We start from the raw sequence: 20,614 nt of genomic DNA, 5'->3' as shown, positions 1-20,614 counted from the left end.
AGCGGGCTCCTCAGCGCAGCTTGGGGTCGAGGGCGTCGCGCACCGCGTCGCCGAGCATGATGAACGCGAGCACGGTGACCGCCAGCGCTCCGGCGGGCCAGAGCAGCATGTGCGGGGCGTTGCGGATGTACTGGGAGGCGGCGGAGATGTCGATGCCCCAGGAGACGGCCGGCGGTTTCAGGCCGACGCCGAGGAACGAGAGGGTCGCCTCCAGCGAGATGTACGTACCGAGCGCGATGGTCGCGACGACGATCACCGGCGCGATGGCGTTCGGGGTGATGTGGCGCAGCATCATCCGCGCGTTGGAGGCGCCGAGCGCGCGGGCCGCCTGTACGTAGTCGTTCTGTTTGGCCGTGATCACGGAGCCTCGGGCGATGCGGGCGATCTGCGGCCAGCCCAGCAGCACGATGAAGCCGATCACCGGCCAGACGGTGGAGCTGGTGACGACGGAGAGGAAGACCAGGCCGCCGAGGACGACGGGGATGCCGAAGAAGACATCGGTGAGGCGGGAGAGCACGGAGTCCCACCAGCCGCCGAAGAATCCGGCCAGGCCGCCGAGGAAGCCGCCGAGCAGGGTGACGCACAGGGTGGCGCAGACGCCGACGGTGACGGAGTTCCTGGCGCCGTAGACGGTACGGGTGTAGACGTCGCAGCCCTGTCCGTCGAAGCCGAAGGGGTGGCCGGGCTGGGAGCCCTCCTGGGCCTTGCCCAGGTTGCAGTTCAGGGGGTCCTGATCGGCGATCAGCGACGGCCAGATCGAGATGATCACCAGGAAGAGGATGATCAGCGCGGAGATGATGAAGACCGGGTTGCGGCGCAGGTCCCGCCAGGCGTCGGACCACAGACTGCGCGGCTTCTCGGCGGGGCCGGTGCCCTCGGGGCCGCCCGGCGTCTTCTCGAGGGTCGCGCCCTCCTCCAGTGCCAGGTCCATGACGCCTCCCGCGCCGGCCGGTGAGATCGCCTCGTCCGGTGTCTGCTCAGGCATAGCGGATCCTCGGGTCGAGAACGGCGTACAGCAGGTCGACGATCAGGTTCGCCGCCAGGAACACGAGGACCAGAATGGTGACGAACCCGACGACGGTCTGGGAGTTCTGGCGCAGGATGCCCTGGTAGAGCTGGTAGCCGACGCCGTGGATGTTGAAGATCCGCTCGGTGACGATCGCCCCGCCCATCAGGGCGCCCACGTCCGTACCGATGAAGGTGACGACGGGGATCAGCGAGTTGCGCAGCAGATGCCGGATGACGACGCGGCGCCTGGGCAGTCCCTTGGCGACGGCGGTACGGACGTAGTCGGCACGGGCGTTCTCGGCGATCGAGGTCCGGGTGAGCCGGGTGACGTACGCCAGGGAGACCGAGGCGAGGACGAGTCCCGGGATGAGGAGCTCGTTGAAGGGCGCCTCCGGTGAGACGGACGGTTTGATGGCGCCCCACTCCACTCCGAGGAGGAGCTGGAGCAGCAGACCGGTGACGAAGGTCGGGACGGAGATGACGACCAGGGTGAGGATGAGCACGGTGGTGTCGATGGGGCGGCCCCGGCGCAGACCGGTGACGACGCCGAGGCTGATGCCGATGACGACTTCGAAGACGATCGCGACGACGGTGAGCCGGATGGTGACGGGGAAGGCGCTGCCCATCAGCTCGGTGACCTTCTGCCCGTTGAACGCGGTGCCGAAGTCGCCGGTGAAGACGTTGCCCATGTAGGTGGCGTATTGCTGCCAGACCGGCTTGTCGAGGCCGAATTCCGACCGGAGTTGGGCTGCGGTCGCCGGGTCGCACTGGCGTTCGCCGCAGAGGCCCGCGATGGGGTCGCCCATCACGTTCACCATGAGGAAGATCAACAGCGTGGCGCCGAAGAAGACCGGGATCATCTGCAGCAGCCGCCGGATCACATAACGTCCCATGAAGGGCTCCGGGGGTCGCGGGGGCGGAGGCTCGGGCCGGGGAGTGACGCGCCGAGGGGATGCGGAAGCCGGGTGGCCGGTGCGTTCGTTCCTGGCACCGGCCACCCGGCCTCAACGGGTCACTTGACCTTGATCTGCTCGTACACCGGGACGCTGAACTGGTTCAGCGACACATGGGAGACCCGGTCCGAGTACCCGGCGCTCCCGTTCTGGTACCAGAGCGGGATGACGGGCATCTGCTCGACCAGGACCTTCTCCGCGTCCTGGAAGGTCGAGACGGCCTTGGCCTTGTCGGACTCGGCGTTGGCCCTGTTGACGAGGTCGTCGAACTTCTTGCTGCTCCACTTGCCGTCGTTGGAGGAGGCGTCGGTGTAGTACACCGGCTGCAGGAAGTTCTGGATCAGCGGGTAGTCCATCTGCCAGCCGGCCCGCCAGGCGCCTCTCAGCCTCTGCTGGGAGACCTGGCTGCGGAAGTCGGCGAAGGTGCCGACCGGGCCGCCGACGCACGCCTTGTTGTTGCCCATCACCTTGTTGATGCTGTTGCAGACGGCGTCGACCCACTCCTTGTGCGAGCCGGTGTCCGCGTTGTACGAGATCTTGAGCTGGCCGCCGGGGATGCCGCCGCCCTCCTGGATCAGCTTCTTGGCGTTCGCCGCGTTGTACTGGCAGGGCGTGCCGCACAGCCCCTCCTTGAAGCCGCCGTGCACGCCGAGGACCGGGGAGGTCCAGTCGGAGGCGGGGGTGCGGGTCTTCTGGAAGATCTGGCTGGTGATCTGATCGCGGTTGATCGCCATCGAGAGCCCCTGACGGACCTTGATGCCGCCGGGGGTGTCCCACTTCTTGTCGTAGAAGGGGAAGGCGAGGGTCTGGATGATGCCGGCCGGGGTGTTGATGTACCGGTCGCCGAGGTCCGCCTTGACGTTCTTCAGCTGCGAGGCGGGTACGTCGTCGACGAGGTCGAGGTTGCCTGCCGTCAGGTCGGTGTAGGCGGTGTTGTTGTCGGTGTAGACCTTGAGGTCGATGCCGCCGTTCTGCGCCTTGTCGTCCCCGGGGTACTTGTCCCACTTGCGCAGGTTCATCGACGAGCCCTTGGTGTACTTGTCGATGGTGTACGGGCCATTGCCGATCGGCTTGGACACCCAGGCGGCGTGGTCGGTGAAGAAGGCCTTGGGCAGCGGGGCGAAGGCCGGGTAGCCGAGGGTGTCGGGCCACAGCGAGAACTTCTGCATCAGCTTGACGGTGAAGGTCTTGTCGTTGACGAGCTTGAGGCCGGAGAGCGTGTTCGCGGAAGCGCTGCCGGTCGCCGGGTGGACCTTGTCGTATCCGTCGATGTAACCGAAGAAGTACGCGTTCTTCTGATGGTTCTTCAGCAGGGCGCCGTAGTTCCACGCGTCCACGAACGACTTCGCGGTGATCTTCTCGCCGTTGCTGAAGGTCCAGCCGTCCTTCACGGTGATCGTGAAGTTCTGGTTGTCCTTGGTGTCGATCTTCTCGGCGAGCATGTTCATGGCCGCGCCGGTCTTCGGGTCGTACCTCTTGAGTCCCCGGAAGATCATGTCGAGGACCTTGCCGCCCTGCACCTCGTTGGTGTTCGCGGGTTCGAGGGGGTTCTGCGGGTCGCCCCAGGAGGAACTCACGATTCCATTGGCCCCACCGCCACCGCCACCACCGCCGCCGCCCCCGCCGCCACAGGCCGTCGCCGCCAGGGCGACGGCCACCGCACATGCGGCCCACTTGGCCTGTGTGGCTCCGCGCATGGAGTGCCTCCTTTAGGTCTTCCTCACACTTACGACCTCACCCGCGACAGAGAGCGGGCTCCCGACGCCCTGCGACTCCGCCTCCGGCGTTGTCGTCGGTCAACGACTCCCCCACGCTCGAACCTGCTCGCGCGGGAGGACCCCCCTCGCGTCGCTTCCCTCCTCCGCCTCGGATTCGAAGCCGCATGACGCCGCTCACTGATCCACTCTCTGTCGCGGGTGAGGTCGTTAGAGCCAAATATCGCCCCGGAGCACTACAAATGCACCCTAACTTCGCCCGTACGTGTGCATCTCTCACAAGAGCCACCGGATGGACCATCGTGAAAGGGACTCGTCTGCAAAACGGCGGCCACCTCCGAGTGACCCGGACGGCCCACGACATCCGAAACCTGGACATGAGCCCTGAATGCATAGAACAGCCCCCGGAGCGATTGGTTCCGGGAGCCCTCACGGCCGCCCACCCGCAGGTCGCCCCTCACATCCGGCATAAGAAGCTCAAAGGTCCCTCAAATCACTTTCGTCGCAAGCGAGTTGAGAGAAGGGTTAGGGCTTGCAGCACACCGAACCGCAATCAACCTGGAGAATCCGCGTGAAGCGTGCCATAGCCACTCTCGCATCCACCGCCCTGCTCGGTGCCGGCCTCGTCGGCGCGACCGCCGCGCCCGCCTCCGCGGGCGCCATATGCGACGGTCCGGCGTTCTACTCCATCGGCGACAAGAAGACCGTCTGGGTGAACACCAACATCCACAGCGACTGGGGCAAGCCGGGCGTGACCCTCGGCTACACCAAGAACAGAACAGGCACCTGGACCGCGACGGGCACGGCGACCGTCGGTGCCGAGGCGGGCGTCATCTTCGCCAAGGCGTCGACCTCGTTCAGCGTTTCCCTCGGCAAGTCGTGGTCGAAGTCCGACACCTGGTCCTACTCGGCCACGGTCCAGAAGAAGAAGGGCAAGACCATGGGCCGCCTCATGATGCAGCACGAGGCGAAGGGCTTCAGCGTCACCAAGTACAGGTGGGTCCCCAAGAGCGGCGGCACCTGCAAGAAGGACAAGGTCTGGAAAAAGAGCAACAACGTGGCGCCGGTCAAGAAGAACAGCAACCTGTGGGGCATTCAGTACCGGTAGTCGGACCACTACCAGTACATGACGCACTGTCATAACGCGGAGGGTGACAGTACGTGAACGCCGGAAGGCCCGGAACCGAACAAACGGTTCCGGGCCTTCCGACTCATGTCGGGGCGGACATCATGACGCCGCGCCGACGATGTCCTTCTCCTCGGCGAAGTGGCATGCCGACTCGTGCGCGGCCGGCGTGTCCGAGCCCTTGAAACGCTCGGGGACCGCCAGCAGCGGCACCTCCGTGGCGCACTTGTCCTCGGCCTTCCAGCAACGGGTGCGGAAGCGGCAGCCCGAGGGCGGATTCGCGGGCGACGGAACGTCACCGACGAGAACGATCCGCTCGCGGCCCTCGCGGGCCTCCGGGTCCGGAACCGGTACCGCCGACAGCAACGCCTGGGTGTAGGGGTGCGTCGGGTGGTCGTAGATCTGCGTGTCCGTACCGATCTCGGCCATCTTGCCGAGGTACATGACGCCGACCCGGTCGGAGATGTGCCGGACGATCGACAGGTCGTGCGCGATGAAGAGGTAGGAGAGGTTGAACTCGTCCTGCAGCTTCTCCATCAGGTTGATGACCTGTGCCTGGACGGAAACGTCCAGGGCCGACACCGGCTCGTCGCAGATGATGATCTCGGGCTGGAGCGCGAGGCCGCGGGCGATGCCGATGCGCTGGCGCTGACCGCCGGAGAACTGGTGCGGATAGCGGTTGATGTACTCGGGGTTGAGACCGACCACATCCAGCAGATCCTGCACCTTGCGGCGCCGGTCGCCCTTCGGGGCCACCTCGGGGTGGATGTCGAAGGGCTCCCCGATGATGTCACCGACCGTCATCCGGGGGTTCAACGAGGTGTACGGGTCCTGGAACACCATCTGGATGTTCCGGCGGACCGCCTTCAGCGCTTGCCCGGACAGCTTGGTGATGTCCTGGCCCTTGTAGAAGACCTCGCCGGCCGTCGCCGTCTCCAGCATCATCAGGAGCTTGGCGACGGTGGACTTGCCACAGCCGGACTCGCCGACGATACCCAGCGTCTCGCCCTGGTGCAGGTCGAAGGAGATCCCGTCGACCGCCTTGACGGCGCCGATCTGCTTCTTGAACAGGATGCCCTGGGTCAGCGGGAAGTGCTTGACCAGATTGCGCACCTGGAGAATCGGCTCGCCCTTCGAGACCGGCGCCTCGATGGCGGCCACGGCCGCCGCCTCGGTGGATGCGTCGACCGTCTCCACTTCGGTGACGTTCGGGGTGGCGTCCACGGACTCCTTCTTCATGTCAGCCATGGATCGTCTCCTTCCAGAAGTGGCAGGCGCTGCCGCGGCCGACCAGCTCGGTGCCGTCCTGCTCGGTCACCGGGCTGAGCACCGGAATGTCCGTACGGCAGATGTCCTGCGCGGCGGAGCAGCGCGGGTTGAACGCACAGCCCGCCGGGATGTTCTGCAGGTTGGGCGGGAGGCCCTGAATCGCGTACAGGTCCTGGCCCTTGTGGTCCAGGCGCGGGATCGACTGGAGCAGTCCCTTGGTGTACGGGTGGGCGGGGCGCTTGTAGATCTCGTGGACCGGGGAGTTCTCGACGATCCGGCCCGCGTACATCACGGCGATCTTGTCGGCGACGTCCGCCACCACACCCAGGTCGTGGGTGATCAGGATCAGACCCATGTCGAGCTCGCGCTGGAGCTCCGCGAGGAGCTCCATCACCTGCGCCTGCACCGTCACGTCGAGCGCGGTGGTCGGCTCGTCCGCGATGATCAGGTCCGGCTCCAGGGCGAGCGCCATGGCGATCATGATGCGCTGGCGCATACCGCCGGAGAACTCGTGGGGGTAGTCCCCGACGCGCTGCTTCGCGGCCGGAATGCGCACCCGGTCCATCATCTCGATGGCCCTGGCCTTGGCGTCCTTGCGGGACATGCCGAGGTGCGCCCGGAACATCTCACCGAGCTGGAAGCCCACGGAGAGAACCGGGTTGAGCGAGGACAGCGCGTCCTGGAAGATCATCGCCATCTTCGCACCGCGCAGTTTGCGGCGCTCACTCTCCGGCATGGACAGGATCTCCTGGCCACGGAAGAAGATCTCGCCACCCGCGATGCGACCGGGCGGACTGTCCAGAATGCCCATGATCGCTTGCGCGGTGACGGACTTGCCCGATCCGGACTCACCGAGCACGGCGAGGGTCTCGCCCGCGTTCACGCTGTAGCTGACACCGTTGACCGCCTTGGTCACGGTGTCGCGGACCTTGAACTCCACGTGGAGGTCCCGGACTTCGAGCAGCGGTGCGGCCTCGGCCGGTCCGCTGCCGACGCCGGCTGTCTCGGCGCTGGTCATGTCATCACCTTCGGCTTGCTTGCTCAGCTTGCTTGCACTCATCGCGGTGCCTCACCGGAGCTTCGGGTCGAGTGCGTCGCGCAGACCGTTGCCCAGCAGGACGAAGCCGAGCGCGGTGACGACGATGGCGAGGCTCGGGTACGTCCACAGGAAGTCCTTGACTCCCATGAAGTTCCGGCCGGCCGCGACCATGTTGCCCCACTCGGCGACCTCCGGCGGTACACCGACGCCGAGGTAGGAAAGGGATGCCTCGGCCACGATGGCGATACCGACGTTGCTGGTCGCGTAGACCAGCACGGCCGTCAGCGAGTTGGGCAGGATGTGCTGACGGATGATCCGGAACCCGCTCGCGCCCAGTGCCCGGGCGGCGTGCACATAGTCCATCTCACGCACCGAGAGGATCTGGCTGCGCAGCAGGCGGGCGAAGGTGGCCCAGGAGAAAATACCCAGCGACAGCACGACGGGCAGCACTCCACGGCCCATCAGCAGAATGACGACGATGGCACCGATGAGCAGCGGGAACGCGAAGAAGACATCCGCGACACGCATGATCACCGAGTCGACCCAGCGGCCGAAGTAACCGGCCACGGCACCCAGGATGATACCGATCGTGCAGGCCAGGAGGATCGACGCCATACCGACGATCATGGCGATCCGGCTGCCGTAGATGAGACGCGACAGCTGATCGCGGCCGAGCGCGTCGGTCCCGAGCAGATGCTCGCCGCCCGGCGCCTGAAGGGTGTTGGTGAGGTCCTGCTTGAGCGGATCGAACGGCGCCAGGAGCGGCGCGAAGATCGCGACCAGGACCAGGGCGAGGACGATGACGAGACCGACGACAGCGAGCTTGTTGGCGAGGAAGCGGGCCCGGATGTCGGCCCACTGGCTCACCCGCGCTACGGCGGGTTCGGCGCCCGCCGTCGCTATGCCGGGATCGGCCACCGCCGGCCCCTCCTTGCCCGTGACGAGTTCAGTCATGGTGTAACTCCTATTTCGGACGACTCGGCCGGATCAGGCGAGGCGGATACGCGGGTCAAGGGCGGCGTAGAGCAGATCGACGATCAGGTTCAGTACGACGAAGACCGCCACACTGATCGTCACGACCCCCACGATGATGGGGTTGTTGTTCTGCTGGATCGCGTTGACCAGCGCCAGCCCGATGCCGTCCCAGTTGAAGATCGTCTCGGTGATCATCGCGCCGCCGAGCAGCGTTCCGAACGAGATACCCACGTAGGTGACCACCGGGATCACGGAGTTGCGCATGATGTGCCGGAAAAGAACCGTGGCGCGGGGAAGCCCCTTGGCCACCGCGGTCTTGACGTAGTCGGCACCCATCACTTCGAGCATGGTGCTCCGGGCGATCTGCGCCACCAGAGCGGCGTCGATGATCGCCAGCGTGAACGCGGGCAGGATCAGTGATCTGACGGTGCCGTCGGAGATGAGCGGGAACCATCCCAGCTGGATCACGAAGACCCACTGCATGATCATGCCGAGCACGATGGAGGGTACGCCGATAGCCAGGGTGGTCGTGAAGGTGACCGTCATGTCCCAGACGGAATATCTGCGCATCGCGGCGATCACACCGGCCGCGATACCGATGAACACGTCGAAGACGATCGCGACGACGGCCAGCTTCGCGGTGTTGGCCAGCTTCGGCGCCAGGATCTCGGTGACCGGACGCCCCTGGGTGTAGTCCTGGCCCAGGTCACCGGTGGCGAGCTTGCCGACGTAGGTGCCGTACTGCACGACCAACGGCTTGTCCAGGCCGTACTGCTTGTGGAGCTGCTCGATGACAGCCGGATCACGCGCCTTGTCGCTGCCCGCGATCTGTCCGACCGGATCGCCCGGAAACACGAACAGACAGGCGAACAACACCAGGGTCGCGCCCAGGACGACCACGACCAACTGGCCCAGCCGACGGACCACATACCTTCCCATGACTTACCTCTCTACCTCACTGCGCCTACCAGAGCAGTGCCCTCGCCCCGGATGCGGGGGGGTGGGGTTTGGGGGGCGGGGCGGTGGATCGCACCACTCCCGACGGCCATCAGGGGCCGTGGCGTTGAGCGCATGCTCAGCACCACGGCCCCCAATTCGGTGCCGCTCTCGCGCGGCGACCGGCTACTTCAGGCTGAGCTCGGCGAGGTTCGGGTTCTCATGGAAGTCCATCTTGACGTCCGCGAACTTCTTGGTGTTGACGAGACGCAGCTGCGTACGGTTCCACAGCGGGATGAGCGCCACGTCGTCCATGGCGACCTTCTCGGCCTGCTTGTAGATCTCGTTGCGGGCAGCGGCGTCCTTGGTGCCGCGGGCCTTGGCGAGCAGCTCGTCGAACTTCTTGTTGCTGTAACGGCCACGGTTGTCACCGGTGACCTTGCCCGACGCGTCCTTGTTGATGGACGCGGTGGACAGCAGCGGGAACAGGAAGTTGTCCGGCGTCGGGTAGTCCGCGCCCCACGCGAAGCGGTAGGCGCCCGTGGCCTTCGGCTTCTGCTGGTCGGCGAGGAGCTCGGCGAAGGGCTTGCCCGTCGCCTTCACCTTGACGCCGAGGACGTCCTCCAGCTGCTGGGCGACGGCCTGGATCCACTCCTCGTGGCCCGCACCGGTGTTGTAGCCGATGTCGATGGTGGTACCGGGCTTGAGACCGGCCTCCTTCGCCAGGGCCTTGGCCTTCTCCTTGTCCTGCTTGACGCAGGAGGTGCAGAGGTCCTTGGTGTAGACGTCCTTGAAGACCGGCGGCAGGATCGTCGTCGACTTGGTCTGCATGTTCTGGAAGACGCCCTTGATGATGGCGTCCCGGTCGATCGCGTACGACACGGCCTCACGGGCCTTCGCCGACTTCAGCGGACCGTTGTCGTGGATCGGCAGGAGGTAGTTCATGCCGTTGGTGTCGAGCTCCAGCCACTGACCCTGCGGCTCGTACTTGGCCTTGGCCGGGGCGAGCTGCGGGGTGGGCATACGCGCCCAGTCGAACTGGCCCGACTGGAAGCCCTGGTACTCCAGGGTCGTGCCGTTCTGGGAGTTGAGGATCGAGATCTCGACCTTGTCGAGCTTCGTCTTCGTCAGGCCGTAGTCGTCGTTACGGACGAGCGTGATCTTCTTGTTGTGCTCCCACTTGCCCTCCATCTTGAAGGGGCCGTTACCGATGGGAGCCGTGTTGTAGGCCGCGTTCTTGGCGTCACCGGCGACCTTCGGCACCGGGCTGAACACGGTGTGGGTCGTCTTGGTGTCGAACTCGAAGTCCGGCTCGGCGAGCTTGACCTCAAGCGTGTTCGCGTCCGGAGCGCTCAGGCCGGACATCTTGTCCGCCTTGCCGCCCTGCACGTCCGCGAAGCCCGCGATGCCGGCCATGTGGTAGGCCACGTCGGAAGCGGCCTTCTTCTGCGCGACACGGTTCCAGCCGCGGATGAAGGACTCGGCGTCCACCACTTCGCCGTTGCTGAACTTGGTGCCGGCCTTGATCTTGAAGGTCCAGGTCTTGCCGTCGTCGCTGACCTGCTTCGACTCGGCGAGCACCGGGACGACCTGACCGTCGGCCGAGGGCTCGTACAGACCCGAGAAGAGGTTGTCCGTGACCAGGATGCCCTCGGACTCCTGGGCGTTGTACGGGTCGATCGCCACCGGCTCGGTGATGCCCAGACGGAACGTACCGCCGGCCTTGCCGGAGCCGCCGTCCTTCCCCTTGTCGGCGTTGTCGTCGTTACCACCACAGGCCGTCGCAGCCAGCGCAATGATTGCCGCCCCCGCGACCCACTTGGCGCTCTTGGCACCACGCATGGGTTTCCTCCTCATGAGTCCACTGATCTAAAAGAAGGGCCTTGGCCGTTCGCCGACACCCCTGACGGCAATGACACCCAAGTACCCGAGTGTGCTCGTGAGTCGGCACTCCCCACAGTGCGTGACCCATTGACCCGAGCTCATCGAGCCAACTATTAAGGACAGCCGGGCTGTAAACCACAGTTAAAGGGTCTCGTTTTGACAACATCAATCGCACACGTAGACCCGAAATACGGACAAAGCGATCCCAGACAGACACCCCCGAAACGGACCGTTAACACATGTTCCGGAGAGCGACGCCCGATAACCGGACGCTCGGCTCAGGAATACGGGTTGCGCATCCGAGGGGCGGCGCGCTCACATCACCGTGCCTGTGCGCCTGCTCGATCCACTCGGTGCCCCGGTCCCACGGGTATCCCTGCCAGTACCCCGACGCACGGGAGCCTACCCGCGTAGAACCGTTACAGGACCGTCCTCGTGAGCGCATCCGTCGCGGTGACGCTCCTGCCTCACCGCAGAGGCCCGGCCTCCCGCACAGTGCGTGCGGGAGGCCGGGCCTCGAGTGACCGGGCGCGGGTGCGCGGGTCAGCGCTTGGCGCGCGACGCGGCGCGGCCGCGCTCCTTCTGGTCCAGGACGACCTTGCGGATACGGATCGTCTCCGGGGTCACCTCGATGCACTCGTCCTCGCGGCAGAACTCCAGGGACTGCTCCAGGGAGAGCTTGCGGGCCGGCACCACGTTCTCCGTGGTGTCCGCGGAAGCCGCACGCATGTTGGTGAGCTTCTTCTCCTTGGTGATGTTCACGTCCATGTCGTCGGCGCGGGAGTTCTCGCCGACGATCATGCCCTCGTAGACCTCGGTGCCGGCCTCGGTGAAGATGACACCGCGCTCCTGGAGGTTGACCATCGCGAACGGCGTCACGGAGCCCGCGCGGTCGGCGACCAGCGAGCCGTTGTGACGGGTGCGCAGCTCGCCGAACCACGGCTCGTGGCCCTCGAAGATGGAGTGCGCGATGCCCGTGCCGCGGGTCTGCGTCAGGAACTCCGTACGGAAGCCGATGAGGCCGCGGGACGGGACGATCCACTCCATGCGGACCCAGCCCGAACCGTGGTTCGTCATGGTCTCCATACGGCCCTTGCGGGTCGCCATCAGCTGCGTGATCGCGCCGAGGTGCTCCTCGGGGGAGTCGATCGTCATGCGCTCGATCGGCTCGTGCGTCTTGCCGTCGACCTGCTTGGTGACGACCTCCGGCTTGCCGACCGTGAGCTCGAAGCCCTCACGGCGCATCTGCTCGACGAGGATGGCCAGCGCGAGCTCACCGCGGCCCTGGACCTCCCAGGCGTCGGGGCGCTCGGTGTCCAGGACGCGGAGCGAGACGTTACCGATCAGCTCGCGGTCGAGGCGGTCCTTCACCTGGCGGGCGGTGACCTTGTGGCCCTTGCCGCCCTTGCCGACGAGCGGCGAGGTGTTCGTACCGATGGTCATCGAGATGGCCGGCTCGTCGACCGTGATCAGCGGCAGCGCGATCGGGTTCTCGGGGTCGGCCAGGGTCTCGCCGATCATGATGTCCGGGATACCGGCGATGGCGCAGATGTCGCCCGGGCCCGCCTTATCGGCCGGCTTGCGGGTGAGCGCCTCGGTCATCATGAGCTCGGTGATGCGGACGTTGGACATCGTGCCGTCGCGCTTGATCCAGGCTACGGTCTGGCCCTTGCGCAGCTCGCCCTGCTCGACGCGGCAGAGCGCGATACGGCCGAGGAAGTTGTCCGCGTCCAGGTTGGTGACGTGGGCCTGCAGCGGGGCCTCGTCGTCGTACTCCGGGGCCGGGACGTGCGACAGGATCGTGGAGAAGAACGGCTCCAGGCTGTCGCTGTCCGGCGGGACGGTGCCGTCCTCGGGCTTGGTCAGCGAGGCGACGCCGTCACGGGCGCAGGCGTAGACGATCGGGAACTCGATCTGGTCCTCGTCCGCGTCCAGGTCCAGGAACAGGTCGTACGTCTCGTCGACGACCTCGGCGATCCGGGAGTCGGGGCGGTCCGTCTTGTTGATGCAGAGGATCACCGGCATCTTCGCGGAGAGCGCCTTGCGCAGCACGAAGCGGGTCTGCGGGAGCGGGCCCTCGGAGGCGTCGACGAGCAGCACGACCGCGTCCACCATCGACAGACCGCGCTCGACCTCGCCGCCGAAGTCGGCGTGGCCGGGGGTGTCGATGATGTTGATCGTGATCGGGTCCCCGCCGTCCTTGGGGTGATACTTCACCGCCGTGTTCTTGGCGAGGATCGTGATGCCCTTCTCACGCTCCAGGTCGTTCGAGTCCATCATGCGTTCGTCGAGGTTCTCGGCGGCGTGCGCGGCGAAGACGCCGGCCTGCCTCAGCATGGCGTCGACCAGCGTGGTCTTGCCGTGGTCGACGTGGGCGACGATGGCTACGTTACGGATGTCGTGGCGCGTGGGCATTGGGTGGCTTGCGCTTCTCTCGGATCGTGGGATCAGGCGTCTCAGTCGCTCTCGGGTCCTCGTACGCCCGCCGGGCGGACGCGCCACGGCTACCCCCATGGTACGGGGCTGGCGCGTCCGGGGCTTCCCGGCCCGATCCGCGAGACCGCTCTTCAGCCACTCTTCAACCGGAATTCGGCCGTTCCTACCTCGTCGCCCGCCTCGGTATCCGGACTGCGCCGGGTGGGCGCGCAGGGTGTGAAAAGGGGATGCCGAGGGCGGAAACAAGGGGGATGCGGAGGGATCCGTGGGGGGATCGGTGGGGCTCCGCAAGATCCCGTGGGGGGCATGTGGGCGAGGCATTCGGCTCGGGTCCGGCTGGTACCCGAGCCTGCCCGCCGAGGAGTCCGGTGGGCAAGGGACTTGAGTCAGTTCTGAGCTTCCGGTTCCGGTCTGACCTGCTACTTCTTTTTGCCCGCAGGGGCTCCGGCGGACTGCGGCTTCTTGAAGCCGATGTCCTGGTAGTGGGGTGACCCGAAGCCGAAGGCGCCGACGTTCGCCAGCTTTCTGTTCGTCGCCACGAGCTGCGGGCGCTGGTAAAGCGGAATCGATCCGGCGGCGGCCCAGATCCGGGCGTCCGCCTGCTTCATCAGATCCCGGGCGGCCCCCTCGTCGAGCTCCGCGGCCGCCTGGTCGAAGAGCTGGTCGATGTGGTCCGTACCGACGCGGGTGTAGTTCTGCTCGACTGTCAGCGAGCCGTCGGTGGCGGGCACGGGCTTGGCGAAGATCGGGCGGTCGTCGGTCGCCGGGTAGGCGGTGGCGGGCCAGGAGTACAGGGCCAGGTCGTAGTCGCCGGAGGCGATGTGGTCCTTGAAGTAGTTGTCGTCGGCGACCTTGGTGATCGACGTGCCGATGCCGATCGAATCGAGCATCGCCGAGATCCTGGCCCCGACCGCGCGCAACGGCTCGGACCCGGGACCGGACGGCAGGACGAAGCGCAGGGTCAACGTCTTGCCGTTCTTGCCCAGCGGACCGCGGCGCGCGTCGGGGGCCTGGGCGGGGGCCGCGGTGCCCATGGGGGCGTACGCACCGGTGGCGCCGTCCGGCTGTTTGTCCTGGCCGGCGACCTTGGCGGCGGCGTCCTCGGCGGTGCCGGTCCAGGCCAGGCGGCCGGCCTGGCGCAGCAGGGCGGCGCCGTGGACCGCGGCTGCGGAGGCGGGGGCGAGGACCTGGGGGGCGTTGCGCGACCCGTTGCTGTCACCGGGCTTGTTGTCACCGGGCTTGCTGTCGTCGGGCTTGCTGTCGTCGGGCTTGTTGTCGTCGGGCTTGCTCCCGCCGTCGGTGTCGGTGTCGGTTCCGGTGACCGGCTTGTTGTCGTCGGGCTTGCCCTGCTTTTCGGGTGTGGCCGCCTTGTCGTCCTTCCCGGCAGCGTCCTTGTCCTTCGCGCCCTTCTTCCCGGCTTCGCTGCCCGCCTTGGTGCCGTCCGGCTTCTTGACCGCGCCCTCCCGCGTCCAGCCCGCGTCGGCCAGCAGCGCCCGCGCCTCGTCGGTGTCGTGCCCGCCGAGTGCGCCGCTGTTGTCCTTGTACGCCGGCTGCCCGGCCAGGGCCACGTGGCTGCCGAGCGGTGCGGCGGGCAGGCCGAGGGGTTTGAGTACGGTGTCGGCCAGCTCCTGGCGGTTCAGGGCCCGGGCGACCGCCCGGCGTACCCGGTCGTCGGCGAGCGGCTCGGACTCGCCGTTCAGCGCGAGCTGGGTGTAGGCGGGCCCCAGCGACTTGCGGACCACGAACGCGCGCAGCTTGCCCTGCTCGGCCGCGTACGCCTGGGCGGCTGCCCGGTTCTTCTCCCTGGCCGCCTGCGCGGCCGCCGCCGCCGTCTCGTCCGAGCCGTGCGCCTCGGCCCAGGAGCGCAGGGCGGCGGCCGGGCCGGTCCCGGAGCCGGGGCCCTGGGCGAGCGGCTGCCCGTTCCCGCCCTTGTCCCGGCCCGCCTGCACGATGCGCTGTGCCGCCGTGGCGTCGATGTCCGCGACGTCGATCTTCCCCTCGGTCAGCGCCTGGGTGCGGTCCTGCAGCTTGACGGCCCGGAAGACCAGCGTGTCGAGCTTGGCCGGTCTCCCCCACCAGCGTGGATCGCGCTCCAGGGTGACCTCGCCGGCCTTCGGGTCCACGCCGCGCAGCCGGAACGGTCCCGCGGTGGCCTTGAGCGTGGTCCGCGCCCCGTCGTTGAAGGCGCCCGGGGTGCCGGTCACCTCCTTCGGGTAGAGCGGGGAGAAGAGCGAGCGCCAGTCCGCGTACGGCTTGGCGAAGGTGACCCGCACCTCCTGCCCGTCGGCGCCGCGCTCGATCTTCTCGATCCGGTCGTAGCCGGCGTTGCGGGCGGTCCAGTACGCCGAGTCCTCGCCGTTCAGCGCCCGCCACTGGGCGACGAAGTCCGCCGCCTCGATCGCCCGGCCGTCGCTCCACACCGCCCGCTGGTTGAGCCGGTAGAGCACCACCTGCCTGGGCTCGCGCTCGACCACCTTCGCGGACTTCAGATAGTCGGCGTCGAGCTGCGGCCTGCCCTGGGCGTCCAGCGGGAAGAGCGTCGGCAGCAGGGCGCCGGTGATGCGGGTGGTGGCGCCGTCGGCGTCGGCCTGGAAGGCGTTGAGAGTGGTAGGCACGGCATCGATCGCCCAGGTGGCCGTACCGCCCGCCGCGACCAGGTTCCGGGCCGCGACCGCGATGTCCTGGGGTGCCGCGGCGGCGGTGGTGCCGCTGTCGTCGGAGGTGCAACCGGCCAGCACGGGGAGCGTCAGCACGCCCGTCGTGAGGAGCGCGAGCGAGCGGCGCTTTCGTGCCGTCCCCCGCGGGACGCCGACGTGGGACATGGCTGATACCTCCGAGGCCGGCCCGATCCACCCGCACCGGGATGGACCGAATGTGCTTTTTAGTGACATTTGCAGCTGATCACACCGATTCCGTCCGTCCACTGAAGGCGCCCCCGCGCGAGAGGCGGTGCAGACACGGCGCAACACCTCCGAAACCTCACCCGCGCGGCGGAGCTGACCCCGGGAGACCGGAAGGGCCCGCACCCTTCCCGGCGAGGGTGTGACGCGCGACACCCTCAGGCGCATGAACATGACCGCCCACGACCGCGGAAGTGAGAGCAAGTCATGTCACAGCACGAAGAGTTGACGGCCAGTCAGCACTGCCTCGACGACCTGGTCGGCATCATCCGGCGGGCGCCCGAGATGGAACAGGCCCTGGAGAAGCCGGCCGCGCTGCGGGTACGGGTAAGGCGCGCCGCCGTCGAGGGGCACCGGCAGTTCAACCCGGGCCGGCACCTCGCCCTGGACCTGCGGAACATGCCGCATCCCGCTCAGCCCAGCAGCTCGACGACCGCCTCGGTGGTGCCCGTCTCGCCGAGGCGCGGGAAGATCTTCTCGACGCTGTTGCGGTGGGCGTCGGCGTCCGTGTCGGTGACCGCGTCCGTGGCGACGGTGACGTGGCACCCGTGCTTCGACGTAGAAGGTGCACAGGTCGCCCTGCAAGGTTGCCTGTCTATTTTCCAGCCAGGAACCGCGACGGTCTTGCTCGTCACGCGGCCCGCGATCTAGGGTGAATGCGCTTTCAAAAGAGGGTGGTACGTGCAACAGCAGGTGCTTGGGTACGGAAGAAGAAGCGGACGGTCGGTCGAGTGAGTGCCCCAACGGTGTACGACGTCGCCGAGCGGTCGGGCGTCTCCATTGCCACGGTCTCGCGGGTCTACCGCACCCCCGATTCGGTGCGCGCCCAGACCCGCGAGCGGGTCCTGGAGGCGGCCCGCGAACTGGGCTACGTACCGAGCGGCAGCGCCCGCGGACTCGCCAGCCGCACCACTGGTGTGCTCGGCCTCTGCTTCCCCGACTACTCGGACCCGGACACCGAGAACGAGGCGGCCGCGACCGACGAGGACGACGACCACGCCTTCATGCTCTACTCCGACCAGATCATCCGGGGCATGGAGCGCGCGGCCCGGCAGCACGGCTACGCCCTGCTGATCGCCGCCTCGCTCAAGGGCGGTCCGGAGAGTCTCGTCGCGAACGTGGCAGGCCGGGTGGACGGATTCGCGGTCCTGGCCGGCACCGTCCCGACCGCCGATCTCGAAGTGATCTCGCGACGGCTGCCGGTGGTCATGCTGGCGGGCCCGCGCGGCATCGACCATCTCGACCACATCGTCGTCGCCAACGCCGACGGGCAGCGCGCGCTCACCCGGCACCTGATCGAGGACCACGGGCTGCGCCGTCTCGCCTTCGTCGGCGGGGAGGCGAACTCCCCGGACGCCGAGGCCCGGTTCGCGGGCTTCCAGGAGGCGTGCCGCGACGCGGGGCTTCCGGTGCCGGACGCCCCGGCCGTGCGGGCCACGATGATGACCCAGGCCGAGGGCCTCCGGGTCACGGACGCGCTGCTCGACCGGGGCGGGGAACGGCCGCAGGCGATGCTGTTCGCCAATGACCAGATGGCCGTGGGCGCGCTGCGCGCACTGGAGCGGCGCGGGGTCCGGGTCCCCGAGGACATCGCCGTGACCGGGTTCGACGGGATTCCGCTGAGCCGGCTCGTACGCCCGCCGCTGACGACCGTGCGGCAGCCCATACGACAGCTCGGCGCGCAGGCCGTCGAGCTGCTGGTGCAGCGACTGGGCGACAGCGGGCGCGAGCCGGTGTCGCTCATGCTTCCGGTCTCGGTGATCCGCCGCGCGAGCTGCGGCTGCGGCTGACGAGGGCGGCGCGCTCGAGCCCGTCCGGCACGTCGAGCCCGAGGTGCGATGCCAGGGGCGGCAAGGGCCGCAACCCCACAGCCGCCCCGCCCCGCCTCACCGCCCCGGCCGCGCCCCGAAGAACCACCGTCGGGCCGCCCGCAGCTCCGCCGTCTGCGCCGCCAGCCCCTCGTACGCGAAGTGCCCCGCGCTCAGCACCTGGAGCTCGCGCTCACCCGCCAGCGCGTTGTGCACGGCGAACTGCCCCGGCGGCGGCACCGAGGGGTCGAAGAGCGCCGCGCCCACCAGCGTGGGCAGCTCCAGCCGCGTCGCGGCCGTGGCGGCGTCGAAGTACCGCAGCACCTCCGTGACCTCCGGGTGCTCCCGGTGGTGGCCCCGCACCGCCTCCCCGCTCCCGGCGCACGGCAGGGTGAGCCGCAGCGGATGGTTGCCGAAGGTCGGCACCGTCAGCTGCGCGGCGCCGAACCGGTCGTCCCAGGGCAGGGCCAGCGCGCCGAGCCCGCCGCCGAAGCTCTCCCCGAGGTACCCGAGCGGTGGGGCGCCCGCCCCCGGAGCCAGTTCCGGTACCAGTTCGTGCAGCGCCGACGCCGCGCAATCGCCGATGACGTAGGTGTCGCGCGACTGGATGCCGTGGAGCACGTGCGCGTCGGCCACGTCCGGGATGCCGGGGTGCAGGCCCCGCGCCCCCATGCCCCGTACGCACGGCAGGATCGCCGCCGCCCGGGGCAACGGCAGCGGCACATCGGGCCCGGCTCCTGCCGTCCGCCGTAGCCGTGTCCGATGACGAAGCCGTACTCCGCGGTCCCCTCGGCGGGCAGCGCGACCCAGCCCCCGAGCCGGATACCACCCACCGAGGTGAAGGTCACCCCGTGGATCCGTACGCCGTCGCGCACCTCCTCCAGCGGGCCGAGCTCCGGCTCCGTGGCGACCTCGCGGGCCTTTTCGTACCTGGCCCGCCAGAAGGCGTCGAAGTCGTCCGGGGCGGCGGGCGTGGGGATGCGCAGCAGGTCGTCGAGCGTGCGCCCGTAGGCCGGATCGAAGGGGAAGTCGTGCGCGAACGAAGCCATGATCACGACAATATCGCCCGTGCGGCGCCCCGCCCATGCCGGTACAGACCGCCGATCTCACGGATCAACCACGCGAAATCGGTCACATCATTACCAATTCCTTAAACTTCGCGCTTACCGTGCCAAGTTGAACATTCAGATGTCCGGCACGTTGCACGAGTGTGACCTAGCACCCTCTTGCGGATTCCCGAACACCTGCCGCAGAGTGATGTATGCGCTTACAGGCAGCGCATACATTCGGATTGCTCAAGGAGGAGCCCTCCATGCCCCGCACCGCCAGAACCGCCACGGTCGGTATCGCAGTAGCAGCCGCGCTCACTTTCGGTGTCACCGCGTGCGGCAGTTCCGACGGCGACAGCGTCGCCGCGGACAAGAAGCAGACGCTCACCGTGTGGGCCATGGGGGCCGAGGGCGAGAAGCTCGCGGATGTGGCCAAGGAGTACACCAAGGCCAACCCGAACGTGAACGTGAAGGTGACCCCGGTCGGCTGGGACGTCGCCCACCAGAAGCTGGTCTCCGCGGCCGCCGCCGGCACCCTGCCGGACGTGGCGCAGATGGGCGGCAGCTACCTGGGCGAGTTCGCCGAGCTCGGCGTTCTGGAGCCGGTCGACACCAAGACGTTCAACGAGAAGGACTTCTTCCAGTCCGGCTGGCAGCAGGGCGAGGTGGACGGGAAGGCGTACGGCGTGCCGTGGTACGTCGACACCCGCGTGCTCTACTACCGCACCGACCTGGCCGAGAAGGCCGGCGTCACCAAGGCTCCGACCGACTGGAAGGAGATGCAGGACCTCGCCACGGCCTACCAGAAGAAGGCCGGAACCAAGTGGGGCCTGTCCATCCAGCCGAGCGGCCTGGACACGGTGCAGAACTTCTACTCCTTCCTGTACTCGGCCGGCGGCGAGATCGTCAACGACAAGGGCGAGGTCGTCATCGACAGCCCCGAGGCCGTCAAGGCGCTCAAGGAGTACGGCTCGTACTTCGACAAGGGGCTCTCCAACAAGTCCGTGCAGCCCGGCTACGACGTGGTGAAGGACTTCGGCAACGGCCGCGTCCCGATGTTCTTCGGCGGCCCCTGGCACGTCACCCTGCTGAACGAGGGCCAGCCGCAGATCAAGGGCAAGTGGGCGGTGGCCAATGTGCCTGCCGACAAGGCCTCCGGCTCCATGGCGGGCGGTTCCTCCCTGGTCATCTCCAAGGACAGCAAGCACAAGGCCGCCGCCACCGAGTTCATCAAGTACCTGACGGACACCAAGGGCCAGGCCGACTGGTACAAGCGCACCAAGGACCTGCCGGCCAACACGTCCGCCTGGACCTCCGGTGACCTCGCCGACGACGCGAACCTCCAGGTCTTCAAGAAGCAGATGGACACCGCCAAGGCCTCCCCGTCGCTGTCCAACTGGACCGAGATCACCGACAAGGTCGACCAGGCCATCGCCAAGGTCACCCAGGGCAAGGCGTCCGCCGAGGACGCGCTCAAGACGGCCCAGTCCGAAATCGAAGGCCTTGTGAAGTAGGA

Annotated in this window: 13 protein-coding genes and 3 pseudogenes; 4 read left to right on the top strand and 12 right to left on the bottom strand. The window is 67.7% G+C overall.

Annotated features, from left to right (window positions below; translation table 11 throughout):
* Positions 1-10: 10 nt before the first annotated feature.
* The 3 genes from OG936_RS23085 to OG936_RS23075 form a co-directional block, all read right to left on the bottom strand.
* Positions 11-985: an ABC transporter permease gene (locus OG936_RS23085; RefSeq protein ID WP_406497131.1), complete on the bottom strand. Its 975-nt coding sequence runs from the start codon at positions 983-985 to the stop codon at positions 11-13.
* Positions 978-1,901, bottom strand: coding sequence for an ABC transporter permease (locus tag OG936_RS23080; RefSeq protein WP_406497129.1), 924 nt, complete (start codon positions 1,899-1,901; stop codon positions 978-980). The genes OG936_RS23085 and OG936_RS23080 overlap by 8 nt, the downstream gene beginning before the upstream one ends.
* Before the next feature lie 119 nt (positions 1,902-2,020).
* Positions 2,021-3,658, bottom strand: coding sequence for an ABC transporter substrate-binding protein (locus tag OG936_RS23075; protein WP_406497127.1), 1,638 nt, complete (start codon positions 3,656-3,658; stop codon positions 2,021-2,023).
* A gap of 589 nt (positions 3,659-4,247) precedes the next feature.
* Here OG936_RS23075 and OG936_RS23070 point away from each other — a divergent pair.
* On the top strand, positions 4,248-4,784 hold the full coding sequence (locus tag OG936_RS23070; protein ID WP_406497125.1) for a hypothetical protein: 537 nt from the start codon (positions 4,248-4,250) through the stop codon (positions 4,782-4,784).
* Between the two features lie 120 nt (positions 4,785-4,904).
* Here OG936_RS23070 and OG936_RS23065 read toward each other — a convergent pair whose 3' ends face one another.
* From OG936_RS23065 to OG936_RS23035, 7 genes are all read right to left on the bottom strand, one after another.
* Complete coding sequence (locus tag OG936_RS23065) at positions 4,905-6,050, bottom strand: ABC transporter ATP-binding protein (protein ID WP_406497124.1); 1,146 nt, start codon at positions 6,048-6,050, stop codon at positions 4,905-4,907.
* Positions 6,043-7,089 (bottom strand): ABC transporter ATP-binding protein, encoded by a 1,047-nt coding sequence (locus OG936_RS23060; RefSeq protein WP_406497123.1) that lies wholly within the window; start codon positions 7,087-7,089, stop codon positions 6,043-6,045. Before OG936_RS23060 ends, OG936_RS23065 begins: the two co-directional genes overlap by 8 nt.
* 51 nt (positions 7,090-7,140) lie before the next feature.
* The gene (locus OG936_RS23055; protein ID WP_406497121.1) at positions 7,141-8,064 is read right to left on the bottom strand and encodes an ABC transporter permease; all 924 of its coding nucleotides are present in this window, start codon (positions 8,062-8,064) and stop codon (positions 7,141-7,143) included.
* A gap of 33 nt (positions 8,065-8,097) precedes the next feature.
* The gene (locus OG936_RS23050) at positions 8,098-9,024 is read right to left on the bottom strand and encodes an ABC transporter permease (protein WP_406497119.1); all 927 of its coding nucleotides are present in this window, start codon (positions 9,022-9,024) and stop codon (positions 8,098-8,100) included.
* A gap of 183 nt (positions 9,025-9,207) precedes the next feature.
* A complete protein-coding gene (locus OG936_RS23045) occupies positions 9,208-10,863 on the bottom strand; it encodes an ABC transporter substrate-binding protein (protein WP_406497117.1) in 1,656 nt (551 codons plus the stop codon).
* 585 nt (positions 10,864-11,448) lie between these two features.
* Positions 11,449-13,320 carry a translational GTPase TypA gene (gene typA, locus OG936_RS23040; RefSeq protein ID WP_406497115.1) on the bottom strand — a complete coding sequence of 624 codons (1,872 nt, stop codon included), beginning with the start codon at positions 13,318-13,320 and terminating at the stop codon, positions 11,449-11,451.
* Positions 13,321-13,760: 440 nt separating this feature from the next.
* Entirely contained in the window at positions 13,761-16,163 is a 2,403-nt protein-coding gene (locus OG936_RS23035; protein WP_406497114.1) for an ABC transporter family substrate-binding protein, read from the bottom strand.
* 324 nt (positions 16,164-16,487) lie between these two features.
* On the opposite strand from OG936_RS23035, the pseudogene OG936_RS23030 reads away from it, so the two are divergent.
* Positions 16,488-16,643, top strand: a pseudogene (locus tag OG936_RS23030) (hypothetical protein); the annotation flags it as partial.
* Positions 16,644-16,654: 11 nt separating this feature from the next.
* Here the strand turns inward: OG936_RS23030 and OG936_RS23025 are convergent.
* A pseudogene (locus OG936_RS23025) lies at positions 16,655-16,792 on the bottom strand (cysteine hydrolase); the annotation flags it as partial.
* A 180-nt stretch (positions 16,793-16,972) separates the two neighbouring features.
* Here OG936_RS23025 and OG936_RS23020 point away from each other — a divergent pair.
* Positions 16,973-18,031 carry a LacI family DNA-binding transcriptional regulator gene (locus tag OG936_RS23020; RefSeq protein ID WP_406497112.1) on the top strand — a complete coding sequence of 353 codons (1,059 nt, stop codon included), beginning with the start codon at positions 16,973-16,975 and terminating at the stop codon, positions 18,029-18,031.
* A gap of 96 nt (positions 18,032-18,127) precedes the next feature.
* On the opposite strand, the pseudogene OG936_RS23015 reads toward OG936_RS23020, so the two are convergent.
* Positions 18,128-19,098: pseudogene (locus tag OG936_RS23015) on the bottom strand (acetylxylan esterase).
* 263 nt (positions 19,099-19,361) lie between these two features.
* Between OG936_RS23015 and OG936_RS23010 the strand changes: the two are divergent.
* A complete protein-coding gene (locus tag OG936_RS23010; protein WP_406497110.1) occupies positions 19,362-20,612 on the top strand; it encodes a sugar ABC transporter substrate-binding protein in 1,251 nt (416 codons plus the stop codon).
* The last annotated feature ends 2 nt before the right edge of the window (positions 20,613-20,614 follow it).

Source organism: Streptomyces sp. NBC_00846 (genome assembly GCF_045207325.1).
In the GTDB taxonomy this organism is placed as follows: domain Bacteria; phylum Actinomycetota; class Actinomycetes; order Streptomycetales; family Streptomycetaceae; genus Streptomyces.
Note: the sequence above shows the minus strand (reverse complement) of the source record. Positions and strands in the feature narration are given on the sequence as shown.